This window comes from Methylobacterium sp. CM6246, from assembly GCF_054818005.1.
The window spans coordinates 3896484-3914353 of the sequence record NZ_JBTXKY010000001.1 but is presented as its reverse complement, the minus strand read 5'-3'; the positions used below and the strand labels follow the sequence as shown (position 1 = coordinate 3914353).

Annotated in this window: 16 protein-coding genes and 3 pseudogenes; 7 read left to right on the top strand and 12 right to left on the bottom strand. The window is 62.8% G+C overall.

The genetic code is table 11. From position 1 onward, the window contains the following. Window positions 1–255 precede the first annotated feature (255 nt). The 3 genes from ACYQPG_RS19055 to ACYQPG_RS19045 all read right to left on the bottom strand — a co-directional run bounded on the left by ACYQPG_RS19055 (window position 256) and on the right by ACYQPG_RS19045 (window position 1026). A complete protein-coding gene (locus ACYQPG_RS19055) occupies window positions 256–465 on the bottom strand; it encodes a hypothetical protein (protein ID WP_246692888.1) in 210 nt (69 codons plus the stop codon). A 74-nt stretch (window positions 466–539) separates the two neighbouring features. Further along, the gene (locus tag ACYQPG_RS19050) at window positions 540–818 is read right to left on the bottom strand and encodes a hypothetical protein (protein WP_147940998.1); all 279 of its coding nucleotides are present in this window, start codon (window positions 816–818) and stop codon (window positions 540–542) included. Window positions 819–939: 121 nt separating this feature from the next. Continuing rightward, window positions 940–1026, bottom strand: a complete 87-nt coding sequence (locus tag ACYQPG_RS19045; protein WP_246692889.1) for a hypothetical protein — start codon at window positions 1024–1026, stop codon at window positions 940–942. Window positions 1027–1384: 358 nt separating this feature from the next. On the opposite strand from ACYQPG_RS19045, the gene ACYQPG_RS19040 reads away from it, so the two are divergent. Continuing rightward, window positions 1385–2668: a cation:proton antiporter gene (locus tag ACYQPG_RS19040; protein ID WP_461231472.1), complete on the top strand. Its 1284-nt coding sequence runs from the start codon at window positions 1385–1387 to the stop codon at window positions 2666–2668. 9 nt (window positions 2669–2677) lie between these two features. Here the strand turns inward: ACYQPG_RS19040 and ACYQPG_RS19035 are convergent, their stop codons facing one another. Then, on the bottom strand, window positions 2678–3793 hold the full coding sequence (locus ACYQPG_RS19035; RefSeq protein WP_147940996.1) for a potassium channel family protein: 1116 nt from the start codon (window positions 3791–3793) through the stop codon (window positions 2678–2680). 800 nt (window positions 3794–4593) lie between these two features. Between ACYQPG_RS19035 and ACYQPG_RS19030 the strand changes: the two genes are divergently transcribed. Continuing rightward, a complete protein-coding gene (locus ACYQPG_RS19030; RefSeq protein ID WP_461231471.1) occupies window positions 4594–5190 on the top strand; it encodes a carbonic anhydrase in 597 nt (198 codons plus the stop codon). A 190-nt stretch (window positions 5191–5380) separates the two neighbouring features. Here ACYQPG_RS19030 and ACYQPG_RS19025 read toward each other — a convergent pair whose 3' ends face one another. Both ACYQPG_RS19025 and ACYQPG_RS19020 read right to left on the bottom strand, forming a co-directional pair. Continuing rightward, the gene (locus tag ACYQPG_RS19025; RefSeq protein ID WP_461231470.1) at window positions 5381–5989 is read right to left on the bottom strand and encodes a PAS domain-containing protein; all 609 of its coding nucleotides are present in this window, start codon (window positions 5987–5989) and stop codon (window positions 5381–5383) included. Window positions 5990–6223: 234 nt separating this feature from the next. Further along, a pseudogene (locus ACYQPG_RS19020) lies at window positions 6224–6851 on the bottom strand (integrase core domain-containing protein); the annotation flags it as partial. Between ACYQPG_RS19020 and ACYQPG_RS19015 the strand changes: the two are divergent. Continuing rightward, a pseudogene (locus ACYQPG_RS19015) lies at window positions 6840–8215 on the top strand (ISL3 family transposase); the annotation flags it as partial. The pseudogenes ACYQPG_RS19020 and ACYQPG_RS19015 sit on opposite strands and share 12 nt — an antisense overlap. A 637-nt stretch (window positions 8216–8852) precedes the next feature. On the opposite strand, the gene ACYQPG_RS19010 reads toward ACYQPG_RS19015, so the two are convergent. From ACYQPG_RS19010 to ctrA, 4 genes are all read right to left on the bottom strand, one after another. Next, window positions 8853–9134, bottom strand: a complete 282-nt coding sequence (locus ACYQPG_RS19010) for a hypothetical protein (protein ID WP_147940994.1) — start codon at window positions 9132–9134, stop codon at window positions 8853–8855. A 521-nt stretch (window positions 9135–9655) separates the two neighbouring features. Then, a complete protein-coding gene (locus ACYQPG_RS19005) occupies window positions 9656–10048 on the bottom strand; it encodes a helix-turn-helix domain-containing protein (RefSeq protein ID WP_147940992.1) in 393 nt (130 codons plus the stop codon). A gap of 230 nt (window positions 10049–10278) precedes the next feature. Next, window positions 10279–10731, bottom strand: coding sequence for a Ros/MucR family transcriptional regulator (locus tag ACYQPG_RS19000; RefSeq protein WP_306440327.1), 453 nt, complete (start codon window positions 10729–10731; stop codon window positions 10279–10281). Between the two features lie 94 nt (window positions 10732–10825). Further along, window positions 10826–11527 (bottom strand): response regulator transcription factor CtrA, encoded by a 702-nt coding sequence (ctrA, locus tag ACYQPG_RS18995; protein ID WP_461231469.1) that lies wholly within the window; start codon window positions 11525–11527, stop codon window positions 10826–10828. 613 nt (window positions 11528–12140) lie between these two features. Between ctrA and ACYQPG_RS18990 the strand changes: the two genes are divergently transcribed. After that, window positions 12141–13232, top strand: a complete 1092-nt coding sequence (locus ACYQPG_RS18990; RefSeq protein ID WP_461231468.1) for an IS630 family transposase — start codon at window positions 12141–12143, stop codon at window positions 13230–13232. Between the two features lie 442 nt (window positions 13233–13674). Continuing rightward, complete coding sequence (locus ACYQPG_RS18985) at window positions 13675–13899, top strand: hypothetical protein (RefSeq protein WP_147940989.1); 225 nt, start codon at window positions 13675–13677, stop codon at window positions 13897–13899. A gap of 660 nt (window positions 13900–14559) precedes the next feature. Here the strand turns inward: ACYQPG_RS18985 and ACYQPG_RS18980 are convergent. Continuing rightward, window positions 14560–15393 carry an outer membrane protein gene (locus tag ACYQPG_RS18980; protein WP_147957816.1) on the bottom strand — a complete coding sequence of 278 codons (834 nt, stop codon included), beginning with the start codon at window positions 15391–15393 and terminating at the stop codon, window positions 14560–14562. A 298-nt stretch (window positions 15394–15691) separates the two neighbouring features. Between ACYQPG_RS18980 and ACYQPG_RS18975 the strand changes: the two are divergent. After that, window positions 15692–16117 (top strand): annotated as a pseudogene (locus tag ACYQPG_RS18975) (hypothetical protein). A gap of 184 nt (window positions 16118–16301) precedes the next feature. After that, window positions 16302–16661, top strand: a complete 360-nt coding sequence (locus ACYQPG_RS18970) for a cupredoxin domain-containing protein (RefSeq protein ID WP_246692999.1) — start codon at window positions 16302–16304, stop codon at window positions 16659–16661. A gap of 35 nt (window positions 16662–16696) precedes the next feature. Here ACYQPG_RS18970 and ACYQPG_RS18965 read toward each other — a convergent pair whose 3' ends face one another. Then, window positions 16697–17767, bottom strand: a complete 1071-nt coding sequence (locus ACYQPG_RS18965; protein WP_461231467.1) for a hypothetical protein — start codon at window positions 17765–17767, stop codon at window positions 16697–16699. Between the last annotated feature and the right edge of the window lie 103 nt (window positions 17768–17870).

Here is a 17870-nt window from a genome sequence, read left to right as displayed (position 1 = left end):
GCAGCCCGGTGAAGTCCAAGCGCAAGCCGGAGCTGGGCCTGCTAGCCCGGCGACAAGAGCCGTAACCGCTAAGCTCGTCTGGAACCTCACAGTCACCTCTTCTCCATTCCCCTCGCTGGATAACAGTGGTCAGAGACCTAGCGATCCCACCTGCGTCACCCGGGAAGAGCCTGCAGATTACGTAAAGGTCGGAGCCGCCTCGGTGCCGGCTGCATCAGCAGGTTGCATTGGGCCTCCATGAACATGTCATGCCGCTCAGTGCCCTCGGCGAAGCGGAGTTTTCAGGATCAAACTCCCAACCCGCAGTTTCAGCCGCGTGGACCGAATGGCTTCCAACGTCCGCGACGGAGCGTCCTTAGCCACGCCTTCGACCTCAAGGGCCGTGAGCTGATCAATCAACTGACCATGCTCATGAAGACCGGGTGATCGCGACTTGCGCGCGATCATCGTGATCAGCTTGCGCATCACTGGGCACATCAACGACCGGTTCTGATCTACCATGCAAGCTGTCCATGACAAGCGGATGAGGAACGCTGCCTTCAACAGCCGATTGTCGATCGATCAGCCAGCATCTTGATAGAGATTGCGGTTGGATCGTCCAGCAGCCCGAATTGCCCTACGAGGCGACTAGCCGACCACAGTTCAGCACCGTGCTGATCGGCGAGATCTAAGGCCTGGCGGGTAGCATCGGCATCGTTGCGGGCTGTGATGGTCCGCGATGTCTTCATGCCACCGTCCGCGGCGAACTTGCGGACCTGATAGGCCCGCCGGGCATGTCGCGAGCGGGGCTGTGTCGGATACTGAAGAAGGTCTGCCATGAGCTTGCCTGTTCGTCACAGGCGAGGGCACAGGGTCCTCAGCCACCGGAGCCTGGTTCAGCCGATCCGGTGATGTCGGCACCTTGCGCCTCTGGGGGCAACAAAGATAGCCGGGATGCCATCACACAGTTGGAACGACGGTTTTCGCGGCGGTGTCAGCCCTGCGCTCCGCCTTCAGCTCCCGCTCAGCCATGAGCCAGAACTGCAGGTCATAACCTTCAGGCCGATGATGTCGGTCCCGATGTCACGAGCCCGTTCGCGGATCTGTTCATCTGGGATCTGGTCGTCCGGTTCCATGGGGCTCGTCCACGTCTCTGGCAGCGTCCAGTCGGGGCTTTGACTGAAGCCGTGACTGAGGGCCATGAGCCGGCGCCTGCAGTGTGCAGTTCCCCCGCCGCACCGACCCTCACGCGACTGCCCGGCCGCGGCTCCACGAGCGGGACGCAGGGAACCGGCCCACGGCCGGCCGTCGTCACATGCTTGTGCGCTGCACGCCTCGCGATGTCGTCGATACGAATGTTGGGGCATTCACGGAACGGCGCGATCCAAGATTGGTTCGCCCTACAATGGAAACCTATGTCGTCGTCCTCGCCGGGTTCGGTGCCCTGGTCCTGCTGACGGCATGGCTGCCGATGGTACTCCGGGCACTCCCGCTGTCTTTGCCCATCTGCTGTGTCGGCGCCGGTGCGGTTTTGTCCCTGCTACCCGTAGTCGCCGGACTGCCTCTGAAGCTTTCCGAGCACCTGTCACTGGTCGAGCATGCCACTGAGGGTGTGGTCATCATCTCGCTGATGGGAGCTGGACTTAAGATCGACCGGTTGATCGGCTGGCACCGCTGGGCCGTGACCTGGCGGCTACTGGGCATTGCCATGCCACTGACCATCCTGGCACTGGCCGTGCTCGCCTGGGCGCTCCTCGAGGTTGGGCCAGCAACCGCTCTGCTCCTGGCCGCATCCCTCGCCCCGACCGATCCAGTCCTCGCCTCCGATGTCCAAGTAGGGCATCCCACAGAAGGGGGCGAGGACGAGATGCGCTTTGCCTTGACCTCGGAGGCCGGCCTCAATGACGGGCTCGCCTTCCCCTTCGTCAACCTCGCCATCGTACTCGCCGGTGCCGGCAGTTTCGCTGATCTGTCGCTAGGTCACTGGCTGACCGTCGACGTGGTCTGGAAGATCGTCGTCGGGGCGGCACTCGGAGGCTTGATCGGACGAGGTCTCGGCTGGCTTATCTTCCACCTGCCGAACGCGTCCAAGCTGTCTCGCACCGGCGACGGGTTCGTGGCTCTCGGGGCAACCTGCCTGACCTACGGGATCGTCCAGGTCGCTGACGGCTACGGTTTCGTCGGTGTATTCGCAGCTGCACTGGCGCTGCGCGCCTCTCATCACAGCCACGACTACCATCAGAAGATGCACACCTACGCCGAGGAACTCGAGCGCCTGCTGATGATGGTCCTGCTCGTCGGGTTCGGATTGGCACTTGGGGCCGGTGGCCTACTCGATGGTCTCAGCCTCTCGGCGGTCGGCTTTGTCATCCTCGCCCTTCTGATCGTACGCCCGATCAGCGGCTGGATTGGACTACTCGGCTCGGGATTACCGGCTGACGAAAAAGCCGTGATCTCCTTCTTCGGCATCCGGGGACTCGGCACGATGTACTATCTCGCGTTCGCGCTGAACCACGCACGGTTCGAGGCGCCGGACTTGCTCTGGGCGACGGCCGGGCTGACTGTTTTGGTATCCATCGTCCTGCACGGGGTGACAGTCACGCCCGTGCTACGCTTCCTCGATCGTCGCAGCGGGCGTGACACGCAGAGCGGTCAGGATGAGCTACCGTTCGAGCGTAGCGTTCTGTGATCGCAGTTTTCAAACGGCTCTGCTGCCGGCCAGCCGGTCGAGCAACCTCTGGATCGACACGCTGCTTGGTCGCTGGGTCTCGTCGACCAAGACGAACAAGGCCTCCCCTGTGACGGCAGTATGTGGCGGCGGGTTGCTATGCGGCTCACCCTGGACATCCGCGTAGCCCACCGGCGTGCCGAAATTCTCGTTCAAGATGGCTGATACAACGTCCGCCCAGACAACATTGGTAATCTTGACGTCGAAGCGAAGGCACTCGTCACCCTCGCTCGAGAACAGGCGCTCGATGATCCACTCGGTGCCGGGCGCAACGATGGCTCGGACGATCATCTCCGGGTAGCCGCGTAAGGGCCTGACGATCGCCGAAGCCCCTGCTCGCTTCAGGCGCTCACGGTTCTGGTCATCGACGCACTCGGCGACGATACGTACTTTGATACCCCGCTCGCGCAATCGATGGATGATGTCGAAGGTCCGGCTATCGGACAGACGTTCTCCCTCCTGCTCGGCGAGGATGACGAGCACTCGGGCATGATCGACGCCGGCAGCTTCCAGTGCCGCGGGGTCGTCGAAGCGTCCCTTGAGCTGGACTATGAACGGATCATCTTCGAGGTCTGGTGGCAGGCCATCCGGGAACGCCTCTGTCAGGATCAGCGACGGCACACTTGCGAAGTTGGCGTGCGAACGGTGCAGCTGGTCTAGGAGGCGACGCAGATAATCACCGGGCTCATCGGCCGGGGCGTTCACGAAGACGATGTGGTCGCGCATGTCCCACCTCCACTCGCCTCGACGTTTGCGTTCACGCCGCAGGATCCGGAACTCGAAGAAAGCTCCCCCCGCCTGGGTTAGCAGGAAGATGCCTGATAGGTAGATCAGGACGATGGTGGCCGCCCGTCCACTGGGTGTCTTGGCGGAGAGATCGCCGTAACCAGTGGTGGTGATAGTGGTGAAGGTCAGCCACACCGCTTCACCCAGGCTAAGACCCTCGAAGGCGATCATCGCGGCAACGTGCAGTCCGATAAGGACTAGCAGGCCGATGAGGGCGAAACGGATGCGGTTGCGCAGATCACGCACGACGCTGCGACGGAAGCGGAGGGGCCGGCTCCGGACCTGCGCTGGACGCATCATCGGGCTCGCTCTCATTTTCTTCGGTCGTCCAACCATCGGCCGACGCCGTTCTTCATATCGTCCGTCTGCAGACCCTCAACGCATAGCTCGGCCCAGGCCACCACCCGCGAGAATTCCCGTCCGGCCTGATCGGTCGAGGCCGACAGCCGCTTGTCGGCAGCCCTTTTTCGGTTCCGCTGGCCTCGTTTTCCCCAGATCTGGAACCTCAGTGGGCGTGTTGGTCACGCTTTTGATCCCTCTCCCTTGAAAGGCGAGGCCGTGATGCCCCCTCCCTTGGGCAGGGTGGACTAAGCATCGCTCCGCGCGAACTGATCGGAAGCCTGGGGCCGACCACACCCTCACGCGGTAGAGGTCGCTGAACCGCGCCTATGCAACGATTTCCGGGCGTTGGCGATGGCCGTGTCAGGGAAGAATGAGAGGGCCGCCCTCGTTGGAGCAAAGCCACCAAGGGGCCATCACCTGCAGCGAGGACCAAGGCCTAAGGGCAAGCAAGCCGGTGAATCACACGCTGTTCAGCTACCACAATGGTGACAGCCAGCGGTAAGGCAGCAGGGGACCAATAAAAATTGCAGTTGGTCGGACCACCACTGGATTAAGGCCTTGTGCGCAATCGTTGCCTGTCAGACTTTCGTATCCTCGCTTGTCGACAACAGCATGGGCTACCGGGGGACATCACGATGCACACGCTGAGCCGTCGACACCTTCTTGGATGCGGGTGCAGCCTCGGAGTCGGGATGATTGCGGCTATGGCTACAGGAAGCCTGGCCCTGGCCGCTTCACCGAACGCGAAGAAGACCGACATGACGCCGGATCAGGCTCTGAAGGCCATGAAGGACGGCAACACCAACTACCTGACGGACTCGCCGGTGCGCTCCGCGCAGGGTCGGGAACGGCGCATCGAGATCGCCCTGGGACAGACGCCATTCTGCGTGCTGGTGAGCTGCTCCGACAGCCGCGTCTCCCCAGAGATCCTGTTCGGTCGCGGCCTCGGCGAGCTGTTCATCGTGCGCAATGCCGGCAACACCATCGACACGACGGCGCTCGGATCGATCGAGTATGCCGTGGCACAACTCGGCGTCCCGTTGGTCCTGGTGATGGGCCACAGCCGCTGCGGTGCCGTCGAGGCAGCCGTGAGCGTGGTCAAGAACAACACCACCTTCCCGGGCGCCATCGGCCAGATGATCGAGCCGATCGTGCCGGCGGTACTTTCGGTTCGGGATAAGCCGGGAGACCTCGTGGAAAACTCGGTCCGCGCCAACGTCGACCGCACGGTAGCCCGCTTGCGCTCGGCTGCAGAGCCTATCCTTACCGATCCGCAGAAGAACGGCAAGCTGCGCGTGGTCGGCGCCGCCTACAGTCTGGATACGGGCAACGTGGACTTCTTCAACGAAGGGTAGCATCGCATTGATGCGCTAGTGATCCCGCGTCGGGACGCTTCGCTTCAAGACGGCTGTACAGCCCACTAACTGCCGCGTCCCATCCTGCATTTCTAGCGACGTTGCGTGTCAGCTGGACCACCGGTGGAGATAGACGGCCTCCCCGCCAGCCTGCGATCAGATCGGGGGGCGGGGTCGAGCCCAGCGGTGCTCAATTCATGCTCTTACGCTGCCCCTGAACTTCTTGCTCGGCCAGTTTGCGTCCTAATCCAAGCAAGAGCGCATCCGCCTGAGATTTCAGGACCGGGTCCTCCAACTCGACGATCGCCTGCTGGGCCGCCATCGCGTGGTCGGCGGCCCGCTCCAATGGCGGCTCCGCTGGATTGATCTCGGCCTCAAAGAACGTGCCCTCGTTCATCCGCATCTGGGTGACATCCACGAGGATGCCGCTTCCACCTACTGGCCTGCCAACATGGTCGCTGTTGAAACGGCCCCGCGACAATACCCACCGCGTCCGGCCATCAGCCGAGTGTACGCGGTACTCGGTTAGGTATGTGCTGCCTTCGCGAGCGTTGCTGCGGATCAAGTTGACGACGCGTTCCCGGTCCTCAGCATGGATGGCATTGACGTACTCAGTGATCGGGACACCGGTTTCGGCTTCTACCGGATCAACGTCGAACAGCAGGGCTACGAACGTATCCGATCGAGCAAGATCGGTGGCTGCATCCCATTCCCATCGCCCGATCACATCAAGTGCATCGAGGGCTCGCTGAAACGCCTCGGGGCAAGTCCGGTTTTGGTGCTGCTTCATTTTCGGCATCGAAATTTTCTATCCCGGCCAGGGGAATTTCACCTTGTATCGAGCCCCGATATGCAACCTCAAGGGATAAGCGACAGGTGGCCGCAACCGATGCGTGTTGGACACTACCTATTGAGGCGTTGAATGGATTATGAATACGAAAACCATACCCGTACACCCGAGGGAGCGACTCGATGGGATCGAAGACGCCATCGCCGAACTGGCCTGCCCCCGTTCGGTGGCCCAGGTTCGAAGTTAGTGCATCGTCGGTCGTGTGACGATGGCAGAACGAGCGGACGGCACTGATCCGCTCGGTTCGGTTGGCCAGATGACGACCTCTGGCGCAGGCGGCTGGTAGCCGAGCGACGAGTGCGGCCGGATGCCGTTGTCGTGCTTCCGCCATTGCTCGATCACGACGCTGGCCTCCTTGAGGGTGTAAAACACCTCGCCGTTGAGGAGTTCATCCCGCAGCTTTGCGTTGAAGCTCTCGTAAATCACCGTTCTCCCACGGACTGCCCGGCTCAATGTAGGCAGTCGTCGATCCCACCGCCGCGATCCAGTCCTGAACGGCCTTGGCGATGAACTCCGGTCCATTGTCCGAGCGGACATGGCCTGGCACACCGCGTAAGCTGAACAGATCCGAGAGCACGTCGATCACGTCCAGCGCCTTCAGTTTGCGGGATACGCGGATGGCCAGACACTCGCGGGTGAACTCATCGATGACGTTCAGCATCCGGTACTTGCGCCCGTTGTGCGTGCGGTTCTCGACGAAGTCGTAGGACCAGACGTGGTCAGGCCGCTCCGGCCGCAGCCGCAGGCAGGAGCCGTCGTTGAGCCAGAGGCGCGACCGCTTCGGCTGACGAGCGGGAACCTTGAGGCCCTCTACGCTCAGAGGACCCGCCGGCTGGCCGATGCCCAGGTTCGGACCGCGCTGGCGCTCGGTGCCACGCCCGCCGCCCGGCTGCTGCCGCACCTGGCGATGCCGACCAGTGCCACGACACTGCTGAGGGGCATCCGCAAATGGCCGCTGCCGACCCGATCCAAACCGATCATCGTCGGGGTAGACGACTGGGCCCTGCGCAAAGGCCGAACCTACGGCACCATCCTGGTCGACCTCGAACGCCGCCATGCCATCGACCTGCTGCCGGATCGTTCGGCCGCGACGCTGGCGGCTCGGCTCCGGCGAGACCCGCAGATCCAGGTCGTGGCACGGGACCGCTCGACCGAATATGCGCGTGGGACCACCATGGGTGCGCCCGATGCCGTTCAGGTCGCAGACCGATGGCATCTCCTGCTCAATACCCGGCAAATGGTCGAGCGCTGGCTCGCCCGCGTCCATCCGCGTCTGAAGCTGTTGCCGGCCGTGGCGCCGTCATCGCCCTCGATCCGGCGCGTCACGGCCTTCCCACGCGCACCGTCCGAGATGCTCGCGCGAGCTGCGGCCCGCGGCCGATGGGAAGCGGCCTACGATGACGTGCGTCGCCGCCATGCGGAGGGACAGTCGCTTCGGCGCATCAAACGCGAGACCGGCTTGGCCCGGGCCACGGTGCGCAAGTACGCCTTCGCCGCGAGCTTCCCCCGGAACGGCATGCGCGAGCCGCAGCCGAGCATGCTCGATCCTTATCTCGGGCACCTGCATGTCCGCCTGGATGAGGGGTGCGAGAACGCGACGCAGCTCTGGCGCGAACTTCAGGGTATCGGATTCGCCGGCACCGCGAAGCAGGTGCGTCGCTGGTTATCCGAGCGGCGCGCAGGCCCGGCTGGAATGACCATCCGGTCGCCGCCAGCAACAGCTGACATCCGTGTTGCGATCTCCACCGCATCACCCCTCGCCTCATCCAAGCAGCTATCCTGGCATCTCCTGCGTGAGCCCAAAGACCTTGATCCCGAGGCTGCCGCAGTGGTCGCGCGCGTCCTGCAGGATACCGAGGCGGCCAAGGTCGTCGATCTCGCCCGCCGGTTCTGTTGGATCGTCCGGAGCCGCTGTGGCCCGCAGTCGTCGGGGGATCGGATGTCACGGCGTTCGATGAATGGCTCTGCGAAGCGCAAACCTGCGGCGTCCGCATCGTGGAGAACTTTGCTGTCAGCCTCGGTCAGGACGGAGACGCCGTGCGGGCTGCGCTGACGCTGCCTTGGAGCAGTGGGCAGGCCGAAGGGCAGATCACGCGTCTCAAGCTCTTGAAGCGCGCCATGTACGGCCGCGCCAACCTCGATCTCCTCCGCCGACGGTTCCTCCTCGCAGCCTGATCCACCAAACCCGGCGAAGAGCCACTTTCCAGGGGGCAGGCCAAATGGCTCTGTGGCAGCACGGGCGGGACTGCGATGCGCTGGACCGAGGCGATGAGTGATGTATCGACGTAACAACGCCATCATGTGACGTAGACTAAATCACAGTGCGGCTCCTGACCTTGACCCCTCGGCGTCACGCAGGTGCCTAAGAATGCCTCGCGCGCCGCGAGCTGGCCCCTTCAGCTTCTGATCTGCGGTTTGGCGGCGGCAGCGCGCCAGCACCTCCGAATCGATGTCGTTAGCCGCGTCTTCGCCTGGGGCTGATTCGAGGCGTGGTCTTCGTCATGCTCTGGCCGGCTCTGTGCAACGCTCACAGAGGGTAGGCAGGTGAGGGCGGTCAATGTGGCTATGCGAGGTTGGGTCGCATGAGCATCCGCCTGGCTTGGCACGTCGGGCGGGCACCGTAGATGTGATCTGAAGCAAAGGTACGGTCTATCAACCTTGCGCGACTCATGGGCCAGAGCGGCCAAAAATCCGAAGGCGGCCGATTACAGCCACCGAGCGAATGCCACTAAGGGACACGCAGGTAACGGTTTTTCGTAACGGTGAGGTCGGCGGGGCGGACACTTGACGCCCCGCTCGGTTTAGCCAGCTCTCAGTACCCATACTCTCCGCGCGAGGGGCGCTGCGGCGCGCCATACCCTGGGCTGCGCGGCTGTACGCGAGCACCATAATCGATCTCTCGTTGAGCGCGGCGATTAGCCAAAGCGCGTCCCGCCAAACAACCGGCAACCGCACCAACTACTCCTCGCTCGGCTAGGTAATGACCGGCGAGGCCACCGATAATAGCACCCTTGATACAGCCCTTCGCTTCAGCTGCGCCAACGCTAACGAGTGTGATAATCGCGACTGCCGCCGCTTTAGCTATGGTCCGCACGATGTCTCTCCCAACCTATGCCGGGACCAACTAAACCGTTTGAAAGGCGTTCCTCAAAGGCATGACCGTACCTGCATGAGAGGCACGAATGATCAGCCTGCACACCGGCGGAGGGCTTGAAGGAATTGCTTGGTTGTCCGATGAGCACCCTTGGGCGGTACACCGACGATCGCACCAAGATCAGGAAATCCGGGCCAATAGTTCGGATGATATGCGCTGTTCAGGCCCAGATGGCCGGTTCCGAGCATTAGGGTCGCGCAGGTAAAGCAACAAGGCGGCGGAGATAGCTGCAAGGCTGCCACCGAACGGCGCCGCCAGGAGGGCCAACAGGAAACTGTGTTGCCAGCATACATGGAGAGCGACCGCTCCGCCTATGTAGGCAGCGACTATCAGGACGATGAGGCTCGTTCGCGCAGCCATGGCAACCCTCGAAGTGTCGCCATTATCGCTTATAAGTTGTATTTGATGCAATCAAACGCAATTTCTACGTAGCCTGATTGGCTTGGGTCTGTTTGCTGCGCCTAACCCCGCCGAAGGGTCGCCGCCGCTTTCACGATTGACAGAACGCTATCCCGCGTCGTCTCGTCGGAGATGCTCATGAATGCCAGCACGAGTTCCATCACCTTTGGATCGTCGAAGAACGTCGACGCGGTGCCCTCACTATCCCCCGCCCCTGCCTGACCCGCAAAGAAGGTTTCGACTGGCAACTGCATGGTGTCTGCGATCGCCTGCAGCCGGCCTGCGCCGATGCGGTTGCGACCCTTCTCGTACTTCTGCACCTGCTGAAAGCTGACACCGATCGCTTGCCCAAGCACCGTCTGGCTCAGACCCTGGGCGGCACGAAGCGCTGCGATGCGGCTCCCGATGGTGCGATCAGCGTCGGTGGCTAGCTTCGGCTTGTAGGGGGCAGTCATCTTGTGGGCAGCTTTCTCTTGATGTGTCGGGGTGGCCAGAGCAGCCAGAGCCCTCAAACCACATTACGTACGATTGAGTTGCTCACAATTTTGCTACCTGTGCCTGCATCGGCCACATAGCTTGGCCGTCCCCCTCTGCAGCCGGTCTACCTGAGCTTTACGGCTCGGTAGTATTCCCCTTGGCCTTCCGCGGCCGCCCAACAGCGCGCTTCGGCTCGGGAGAGACAGTCTCAGCGGGCTCCGAAGCCATCGGGGGCAGCTTTCTTGCGCCGGTTTCCGAGGCCGAGGCTCTTAGCGAGCGCAGAGCGCTGCTCGGAGTAGCTCGCCGCCGTCGAGGGGTAGTCCCGCGGCAAGCCATAGCACTCCCGGTACTGCTTGATCGTCATCCCATTGCCGCTGAGGTGGCGCTTGAGCGTCTTGTACGGCTTGCCGTCGACGAAACTGATCAGCGCATCGGGAGTGACCGACTTCCGGATCTGGGAAGGGATGGGCTTGTCGGCTGCTGGAGCCTGGGTGGTAGCTTCCTTACCGAGCCCAGTCAGCGCAGCGTGCGTGTTGGCGATCAGCGTCGCAAGCTCGGCGCCTTGTACGTGATTGTTCGACACATAGGCTTCGACGAGGCCAGTCGTCAGCTCCATGTAGTCTGCCGCCCCACACTCGATGGTCTCTGAATTCTCGTCCATGGTGTACCTGCACGTGTGAAGCAGGACATTTGTGCCCATGTGAACGTAACATCAACCGGGGTTAGAAATCTTTCTAAATTATAGCAGGATAATTTTAGCCAGCCATAGCTTGCATCTCGCTTGTGCCGTCACGCATCACGTAGCCGCGACCCCAGACGGTCTCGATGTAGTTCTTGCCCTGGCTGGCGTTGGCGAGCTTCTTGCGCAGCTTGCAGATGAACACGTCGATGATCTTCAGCTCGGGTTCGTCCATGCCACCGTAGAGATGGTTGAGGAACATCTCCTTGGTGAGCGTCGTGCCCTTCCGCAGCGAGAGGAGTTCCAGCATCTGGTACTCCTTGCCAGTGAGGTGCACCCGGGCGCCGCCGACCTCGACGGTCTTCTGGTCGAGGTTCACGATCAGGTCGTCGATGGTGATCACCGACTGGGCGTGGCCCTTCGACCGGCGCACGATGGCGTGGATGCGGGCGACCAGCTCGTCCTTGTGGAACGGCTTGGTGAGGTAGTCGTCGGCCCCGAAGCCCAGACCCTTCACCTTGTCCTCAATGCTGGCCATGCCGGACAGGACGAGGATGGGAGTCTGAATTTTGGCTACGCGCAGGTTGCGCAGCACCTCGTAGCCCGACATGTCGGGCAGGTTCAAGTCGAGGAGGATGATGTCGTAATCGTAGAGCTTGCCGAGGTCTATGCCTTCTTCGCCAAGATCGGTGGCATAGGTGACGAAACTCTCGGACTTGAGCATTAGATCAATGCTATGTGCGACAGTGACATCGTCTTCGATTAGCAGAACACGCATGACATCACCTCGAACTATGAGGTGTTCTAGTTCCCTATCAATACCGAACCGTTAACAGGCGTTCTTACTGTTCAGCGCTCATTGACGAACCGAACCACCCCTCCCTGATGTCGGCCTTGCCTCCTTCAGAGCTGGAATGCCAAGGCGCGGGCCGAGGAGCCGGTGGCGCCCGCTAACGCAGCTGAGCCGGTTCCCGCTACAGCCCCGACTGCCCCCAAAGTTCCCATTGCTCATATGAAGGGCACGGCCCTCAAAGTTGAGGTGCCGGATCTGGTGAGGACGGCGCTACGGAAGGAGGCGCTAAGCCGCCGGGTTTCAGTAAAGTACCTCGTGCGCAAGGCCCTGGCCGCCGAGGGACACAACATCGACCTGGCCGCCGTACCAGAAGTCGGAAGTCGTTTGCGATTATCAAGGCGGCTCTTATCGCAGCTCTCGCGGCCGCCCTTGCCGCAGCCGCAGCCGACCCCGTCAGCGTGCAGGGGAACGAATGCTCACCGCGGCATTCCTTTTGACGCCCGCGACCCTGGTTGGCCTAGTGGAGTGAGTTAGAGGTTCCCTTGCGGTTTTGGGAGTCGAGAGCCATCTGCCGGACGTCCGCGAGGAGGTTTCTGCGATGGCCCGTGGTCCCAAGCCGGCCGAGCTTGATCTGACCGAAGATGAGCGCGCGCGGCTGGAAGGCCTGGTCCGCCGCCGCAAGATCGGTCAGGCGCTGGCCCAGCGCGCCCGGATCGTGCTGGCCTGCGCCGAGCCCGGCTCCACGAACACCGGCATCGCCCGCAGCCTCGGGGTCAGCCGTCCGAGCGTCACGACCTGGCGCGCCCGCTTCCTCGCCCACCGCCTCGACGGCCTCATCGACCTGCCCCGCTCCGGTGCGCCGCGTGCCGTCGAGGACACTGCGATCGAGGCGATGATCACGCTGACCCTGGAAGGCCAGCCGGAGAACGCCACCCACTGGTCGACGCGCGCCATGGCGAAGCGGGTCGGAATGAGCCAGACCATGGTCTCGCGGGTCTGGCGCACCTTCGGCTTGCAGCCACACAGGACCGAGACCTTCAAGCTGTCGACCGACCCGGCCTTCGTCGACAAGGTGCGTGATGTCGTCGGCCTGTACATGGCCCCGCCCCACCGCGCCGTGGTGCTGTGCGTCGATGAGAAACCTCAGATCCAGGCGCTGACCGGTACCGCGCCGGTGCTGCCGATGCGGCCCGGCCAGCCCGAGCGCCGGACCCACGACTATTGCCGCCAGGGCACGACCGATCTGTTCGCTGCCCTCGACGTGCAGACGGGGACCGTGATCGGCCGCTGTACGCCCCGGCATCGTTCGGTCGAGTTCCGCGCCTTTCTCGATCAGGTCGAGGCGAGCGTGCCGGCAAACCTCGACGTCCACCTCGTCCTCGACAACGCCGCCACCCACAAGACCAAACTGATCCACGACTGGCTGCTGAAGCGCCCGCGCTGGCACCTGCACTTCACCCCGACCTCGGCCTCATGGCTCAACGTCGTCGAGGGCTGGTTCGCGCTGCTGACGCGGCGCCAGCTTCAACGCGGCGTGTTCCAGACCATGGGCGATCTGGAGACCGCCATCCACGCCTACATCGATCAGACCAACGCCCAGCCAAAGCCATTCGTCTGGACCAAATCAGCCGACGCCATCCTCGCCAACGTCAAACGCTTCTGCCAAAAAACTTCTAACTCAAATTACTAGCATTACAGTTGCATTTTTCGGCTTTTCGTCGTCAGCCTGTTTTGCTGGGCTTAGGGCGTCGATGTCTCGGGTCGGCTGACGCTCGGCATTTGAAATGGGCGTTTCGGGTGGCCGCCTGATGCGCGCGTCGCCATAGCGACCACGCGACAACGTGGGCGGGCTAGATGCGCCGCTGCGCCAGCCGCACGGCGAGGCAGCGGATCTCCTGGACCGACCAGCGAATCAGTGAGCGCGCAGCCTTGGGGGTGATCTTGTCCTGGCTCGTCTTTTTGGGGGCGGCGCGTTGGCGTGATGGCGGATCACCGCCAACAGCCATCTATCTGGCTGCCCGACCACATCTCGACCCGGACACGCAACGAGAGCTCGCGCTCGGCAGTCTGGCCCATTGAAAGGCCAAGGTCGAAATGCAACTTTGGATTGAATTAAATTCGGAGAAGCTGTGATGCAGGCATCAGAATGCTGCATCATCCGGGTGGCTATCGCCGGCAGCCTAGGCTGGCTGATCGCAATGACCCTGATGTTGAAGCACGGCATGCTCGCCGCCTTGGTTGTCAGTCCCTTGTTCGGGACAGCGGCGGCGATCGCGGCGATGACCTTGTTCTGGTTCGTGAGTTTGTTCGTCTCGTCAGAACCTATGGCGCCTCGAACGTCTGACGTTAGCCGGTAGCAATATTTGTTGCATCAACTTGTGAACGGGCCGCTCCCCACACAGGCCGACGGGGTCAACAGACACCGTTTTGTCTCTTACAGTGCTGGCGATCCAGAACATGTCGGACCCGAAAGCTTGGGCATGAATCGAGATCTCAGCGCGACGACCGCCGCAAATCCGATGGAGACGACCGTCAACTGGACCAACCGAATAATTTTAGCCGCCACACTGATTGGCTGAGCTTTCGCACTGGTGTCTATGCGCATGCACTGAGCCTACCCAAGCACTTCGTGCAAGCGAGATGCTAGGGGTCTGAAGTGGCTCATGCCTAGATACCCAATTCGACCTCGAACTCGGCCATCTCCTTTTAGCGGACCGTGGCATCTACCGTCACGCCACGCCCAGAATGCCCGGCACAGATTGCCTCCTGACAGCCTGGCGAGTTGCGACAAGGTCATGATGACCTGCGACTGGATTAGATCCCGACACGAAAAAACACCCCAGGAGCGGGTGCTCCCAGGGTGTTGCCGACCTCACGGCCAGATTGATCGGGCTGGGGATCCGGAGGCCAACGAGTTGTCGGCACCTTCCGCGGCGGGGAGCGAGGAGGAGGACCAACACCTCTCGCCCGCCGGCCGCATCTCCCGGCGTTGAGGCCGGGAGCAGCGCGATCCGATACTAGTACGAGCCGAACTTGTAGTTCAGGCCGGCGCGGACGACGGCGAACTCGTCGTCGCGGCGACCGATGGCGCTGTAGGCCACCGGGACGAGGTTGGCGGCGTTGACGACCAGGGCGCCCTGGTTGCGGTTGCCGCGCTCCAGGTTGACGTACAGACCTTCGATCTTGAACGTCACGGCCGAGGAGCGGAAGAAGTTCAGGAACGACTCGGTGGGGAGGGCGAACTCGACACCGCCGCCGACGGCGTAGCCGGTGCGGAAGCTGTCGTTGCCGGCGTAGCCGCCGAACGAGCGGTCGGCGCTGCCCGAGCCGTAGGCGAAGCCGCCGGTGCCGTACACGAGGGTGCGGTCGAAGGCGTAGCCGAGGCGGCCGCGCACGGTGCCGAAGTAGTCGAGGCTCGACAGGCCGCGCGGGTCGGTGACGTAGTAGCCCGGGGCGACGGCGCCGTTCACGAAGGCGTTGTTCCGGCTACGGCCGAAGTCGAGGTACTGGGCGTCGGCCTCGATGCCGACGACCACGCCCGAACCCGGGGTGAATTGGACGTTGTAGCCGATCTGCGCGCCGCCGGAGAAGCCGTCCTGGCTGCGGTTGCGGAAGGTGGCGGTGGTGCCGGGAACGGCGAACGGGGCCGGGACGCCGAAGGTGGAGTTGTTCGAGCGGCTGCTGGCGTCGAAGGCGTAGCCGGCGTTGAAACCCGCGTAGAAGCCGGTCCAGGTGAACACCGGCACCGGGGTGAACACGGGCGGCGGGGCGGCGCGACGCGGCAGGTCGGCGGCGGCAGCGGCGCCGGTCAGGGCGGTGAAGGCGGCCAGGGAGGCGAGAAGCTTGGTCATCGTGTTGGGTCCGGGATTTCTATCTGACGGTAAGGCTACCGGCCCATGAGCCAAATAGCTGTAGTTTTACGGACACACCTGTCGCCGACGGGGCAAGACGGCATAGTAAACCGTTTATGAAGCAGCGCTGCGCTAACGAAGTACTTCACAATGTACAGCACAGCGCGCCACAATTACTGGCCTCCAATTTGGTTGCATCATGCAGCGTCGCTCTCCGCGAACTGTGGCCCGCAAGTCACGGCTTGGAGGGTGAGGCTCATTGGAAGGCGGCACCTCCGTCCAGTCTCCATGCCACGCCATGCTGATCCGGCCCGAGCACCGCTTTTTTACCCGATCGACTGGCGCGAGTTGTCGATGGCGATCCGCATCGGTCGGGCGCAGGGTCGGTGTGAGAGTTGCGGGCGATCGCACGGACAGATGGTCTAAAGATCTGGGCGATGGGCGTCGGTGGGACGCTGAGGCCAGCCGCTGGCGCGATGGATGGGGCCGCCGGATCCGGGTCAGGTCGGGTGCTGATATCCTCGGCCGCACTCGCCGGACCCATGTCGTCCTGGCAGCAGCTCACCGGGATCACGACACGGCCAACAGCGCGGACGCCAACCTCGCGGCCTTCTGCCAGCGCTGACACATGAGCAACGACCGGCCGGAGCATCAAAGGCGCTGTCGGAGAATACCGTTCCGGCGGAAGGCGGTGGGCGACCTGTTCGGTGGTCCCTACTCCTAGAATATCAATCTGAGATTGATCATACCTAACAATTGATTGCGATCAGCACACAAATAGCACTTGCTTCTCCAATTTTGGGCAAGGCACACCGAACTTTTAGAAGGCTATACTGATCTCTGTTAGGCGACGCCCAGCCCCTTAGTGCTAGGCTTGTTTCGCGAAATTATTTACTTGGGTTGTAGCCGTGCCGATACGCAATCTTGGTCGCGGGTTTCTCGTCGGCACGCCTATCGCGCTCATAGCAGGGTTACTCGCGCTCGGACCGGCCCAAGCCGATCTTGCCAACGTCGTCCGCGTCGTGCTGCAGAAGGGTCGGCAATACGCCCCCACCGACCTGTTCCTCCGCCGAGGTGACACCATCGTCCTGGTCAACGGGGACGACGGCGCGATCCATCATGCCTTCATCGAGGCCGATCGGTTCGCGTTCGACGCCGGCGATCAGGAGCCGGGCAAGCAGGCCACGCTGACGCTGAAGGAGCCCGGCGACTTCGTGATCGAGTGCGGTATCCACCCGAAGATGAAGCTTACCCTCCACGTCCAGTAGGATGGCCGCCACCGAGCTCCATCTATCAGGCGGCCTCAGATCACCGGTAGGCCGGTGAGGCCTTCGTACAGGGCTTCGTGGCCGACGTAGTACAGCGCCAGGAAGGTCGCGAGCGCACCGCCGTAGTACGCCGGCGCCCACGTGATGTCGCGGACCCGCACCGCGGTGCGCACGTCGTCGGCGGCAATGCCGAGCAGCACGACGATGATCCCGGAATGCCCGATCGCGTCGACCTTGCCGAACTCGAACACCGCCGAGACGAAAATCGCCGCCAGGATGATCGCCGCAGCGCGTCGCACCAGCGGTGTCCAGATCAGCGCGAAGGCCAGGGTGAACTCGATGACACCGGCCGCCTGCATGAACAGCTCAGGCGTCGCACCCATGGTCATCTGCGGCTTGGCGGCGAGCAGCGGATCGGTCCACTGCGGGTAGGCCCATTTCTCGACCGAGGCCCACATCAGCGTGACGGCAGCGGCCCAGCGCACGATGTCGAGCGAACGCAGGCCGAAGGGCTTCAGGTTGAGGCCTTGGAAGATCAGGTAGACCGCCACCCCGAGAAACACCGGATAGTCGGCGAGGTGGAACACGCCGTACTGCGCGGTGGCGAAGCTGAACAGGAAGACGATGCCCAGGCCGGTGAGCGGCATGGTCCGCCGCCAGATCAGGCCGGCGGCCAGCGCGAGCTGGAACCACGGGATCCAGGCGACGTCGGTCTTGAGCTCCGGGGTGAGGATGATGCCGCCGAGTTCCCAGAGCGAGACGAAGAAGAAGCCCAGCGTGGCGCGGACCAGAAGTTCGGTGTCGGTGCGGATCCGGGTGGTCACACGATCCAGCGCGTTGAGCAGGGCACCGCCCAGCGGCGTACCCTCGGTCAGGCACCCGAACATCAGGCACAGGATGGCCAGACCGGCGAGCCACTCGAAGTCAGCGCACAGCACCTGCTCAAGGCCACGCGGCTGCCCGGCGACGTCGTAGGCACAGAACCATTTTACGTGAGCGCTGGCGGAGCACGTACCGGCGAGGAGGGCCAAGGGTGGGGCTGCGAGGCTTGCCAGCGAGCGCGTACCCAGGCGACGCGTGAGCCTGAGCGCCGAGACCCGAACCATGATTACCTCGAAAGACGTGGCGGGCACCAACCCGCCTACGTATTTCCTCACAAACAGCGGTATCACGTCAACGAGTTATTAACGAACATTACGCGATGGTTAA

Bases quoted from the DNA above. Each gene is read 5' to 3' on its own strand.
- ACYQPG_RS19055 (WP_246692888.1), bottom strand. From the start codon at position 465: ATGCGCAAGCTGATCACGATGATCGCGCGCAAGTCGCGATCACCCGGT.
- ACYQPG_RS18980 (WP_147957816.1), bottom strand. From the start codon at position 15,393: ATGACCAAGCTTCTCGCCTCCCTGGCCGCCTTCACCGCCCTGACCGGC.
- ACYQPG_RS19025 (WP_461231470.1), bottom strand. From the start codon at position 5,989: ATGCCGAAAATGAAGCAGCACCAAAACCGGACTTGCCCCGAGGCGTTT.
- ACYQPG_RS19030 (WP_461231471.1), top strand. From the start codon at position 4,594: ATGACGCCGGATCAGGCTCTGAAGGCCATGAAGGACGGCAACACCAAC.
- ACYQPG_RS19050 (WP_147940998.1), bottom strand. From the start codon at position 818: ATGGCAGACCTTCTTCAGTATCCGACACAGCCCCGCTCGCGACATGCC.
- ACYQPG_RS19000 (WP_306440327.1), bottom strand. From the start codon at position 10,731: ATGGACGAGAATTCAGAGACCATCGAGTGTGGGGCGGCAGACTACATG.
- ACYQPG_RS18965 (WP_461231467.1), bottom strand. From the start codon at position 17,767: ATGGTTCGGGTCTCGGCGCTCAGGCTCACGCGTCGCCTGGGTACGCGC.
- ACYQPG_RS19040 (WP_461231472.1), top strand. From the start codon at position 1,385: ATGGAAACCTATGTCGTCGTCCTCGCCGGGTTCGGTGCCCTGGTCCTG.
- ACYQPG_RS19035 (WP_147940996.1), bottom strand. From the start codon at position 3,793: ATGATGCGTCCAGCGCAGGTCCGGAGCCGGCCCCTCCGCTTCCGTCGC.
- ACYQPG_RS18990 (WP_461231468.1), top strand. From the start codon at position 12,141: ATGGCCCGTGGTCCCAAGCCGGCCGAGCTTGATCTGACCGAAGATGAG.
- ACYQPG_RS18985 (WP_147940989.1), top strand. From the start codon at position 13,675: ATGCAGGCATCAGAATGCTGCATCATCCGGGTGGCTATCGCCGGCAGC.
- ACYQPG_RS19005 (WP_147940992.1), bottom strand. From the start codon at position 10,048: ATGACTGCCCCCTACAAGCCGAAGCTAGCCACCGACGCTGATCGCACC.
- ctrA (WP_461231469.1), bottom strand. From the start codon at position 11,527: ATGCGTGTTCTGCTAATCGAAGACGATGTCACTGTCGCACATAGCATT.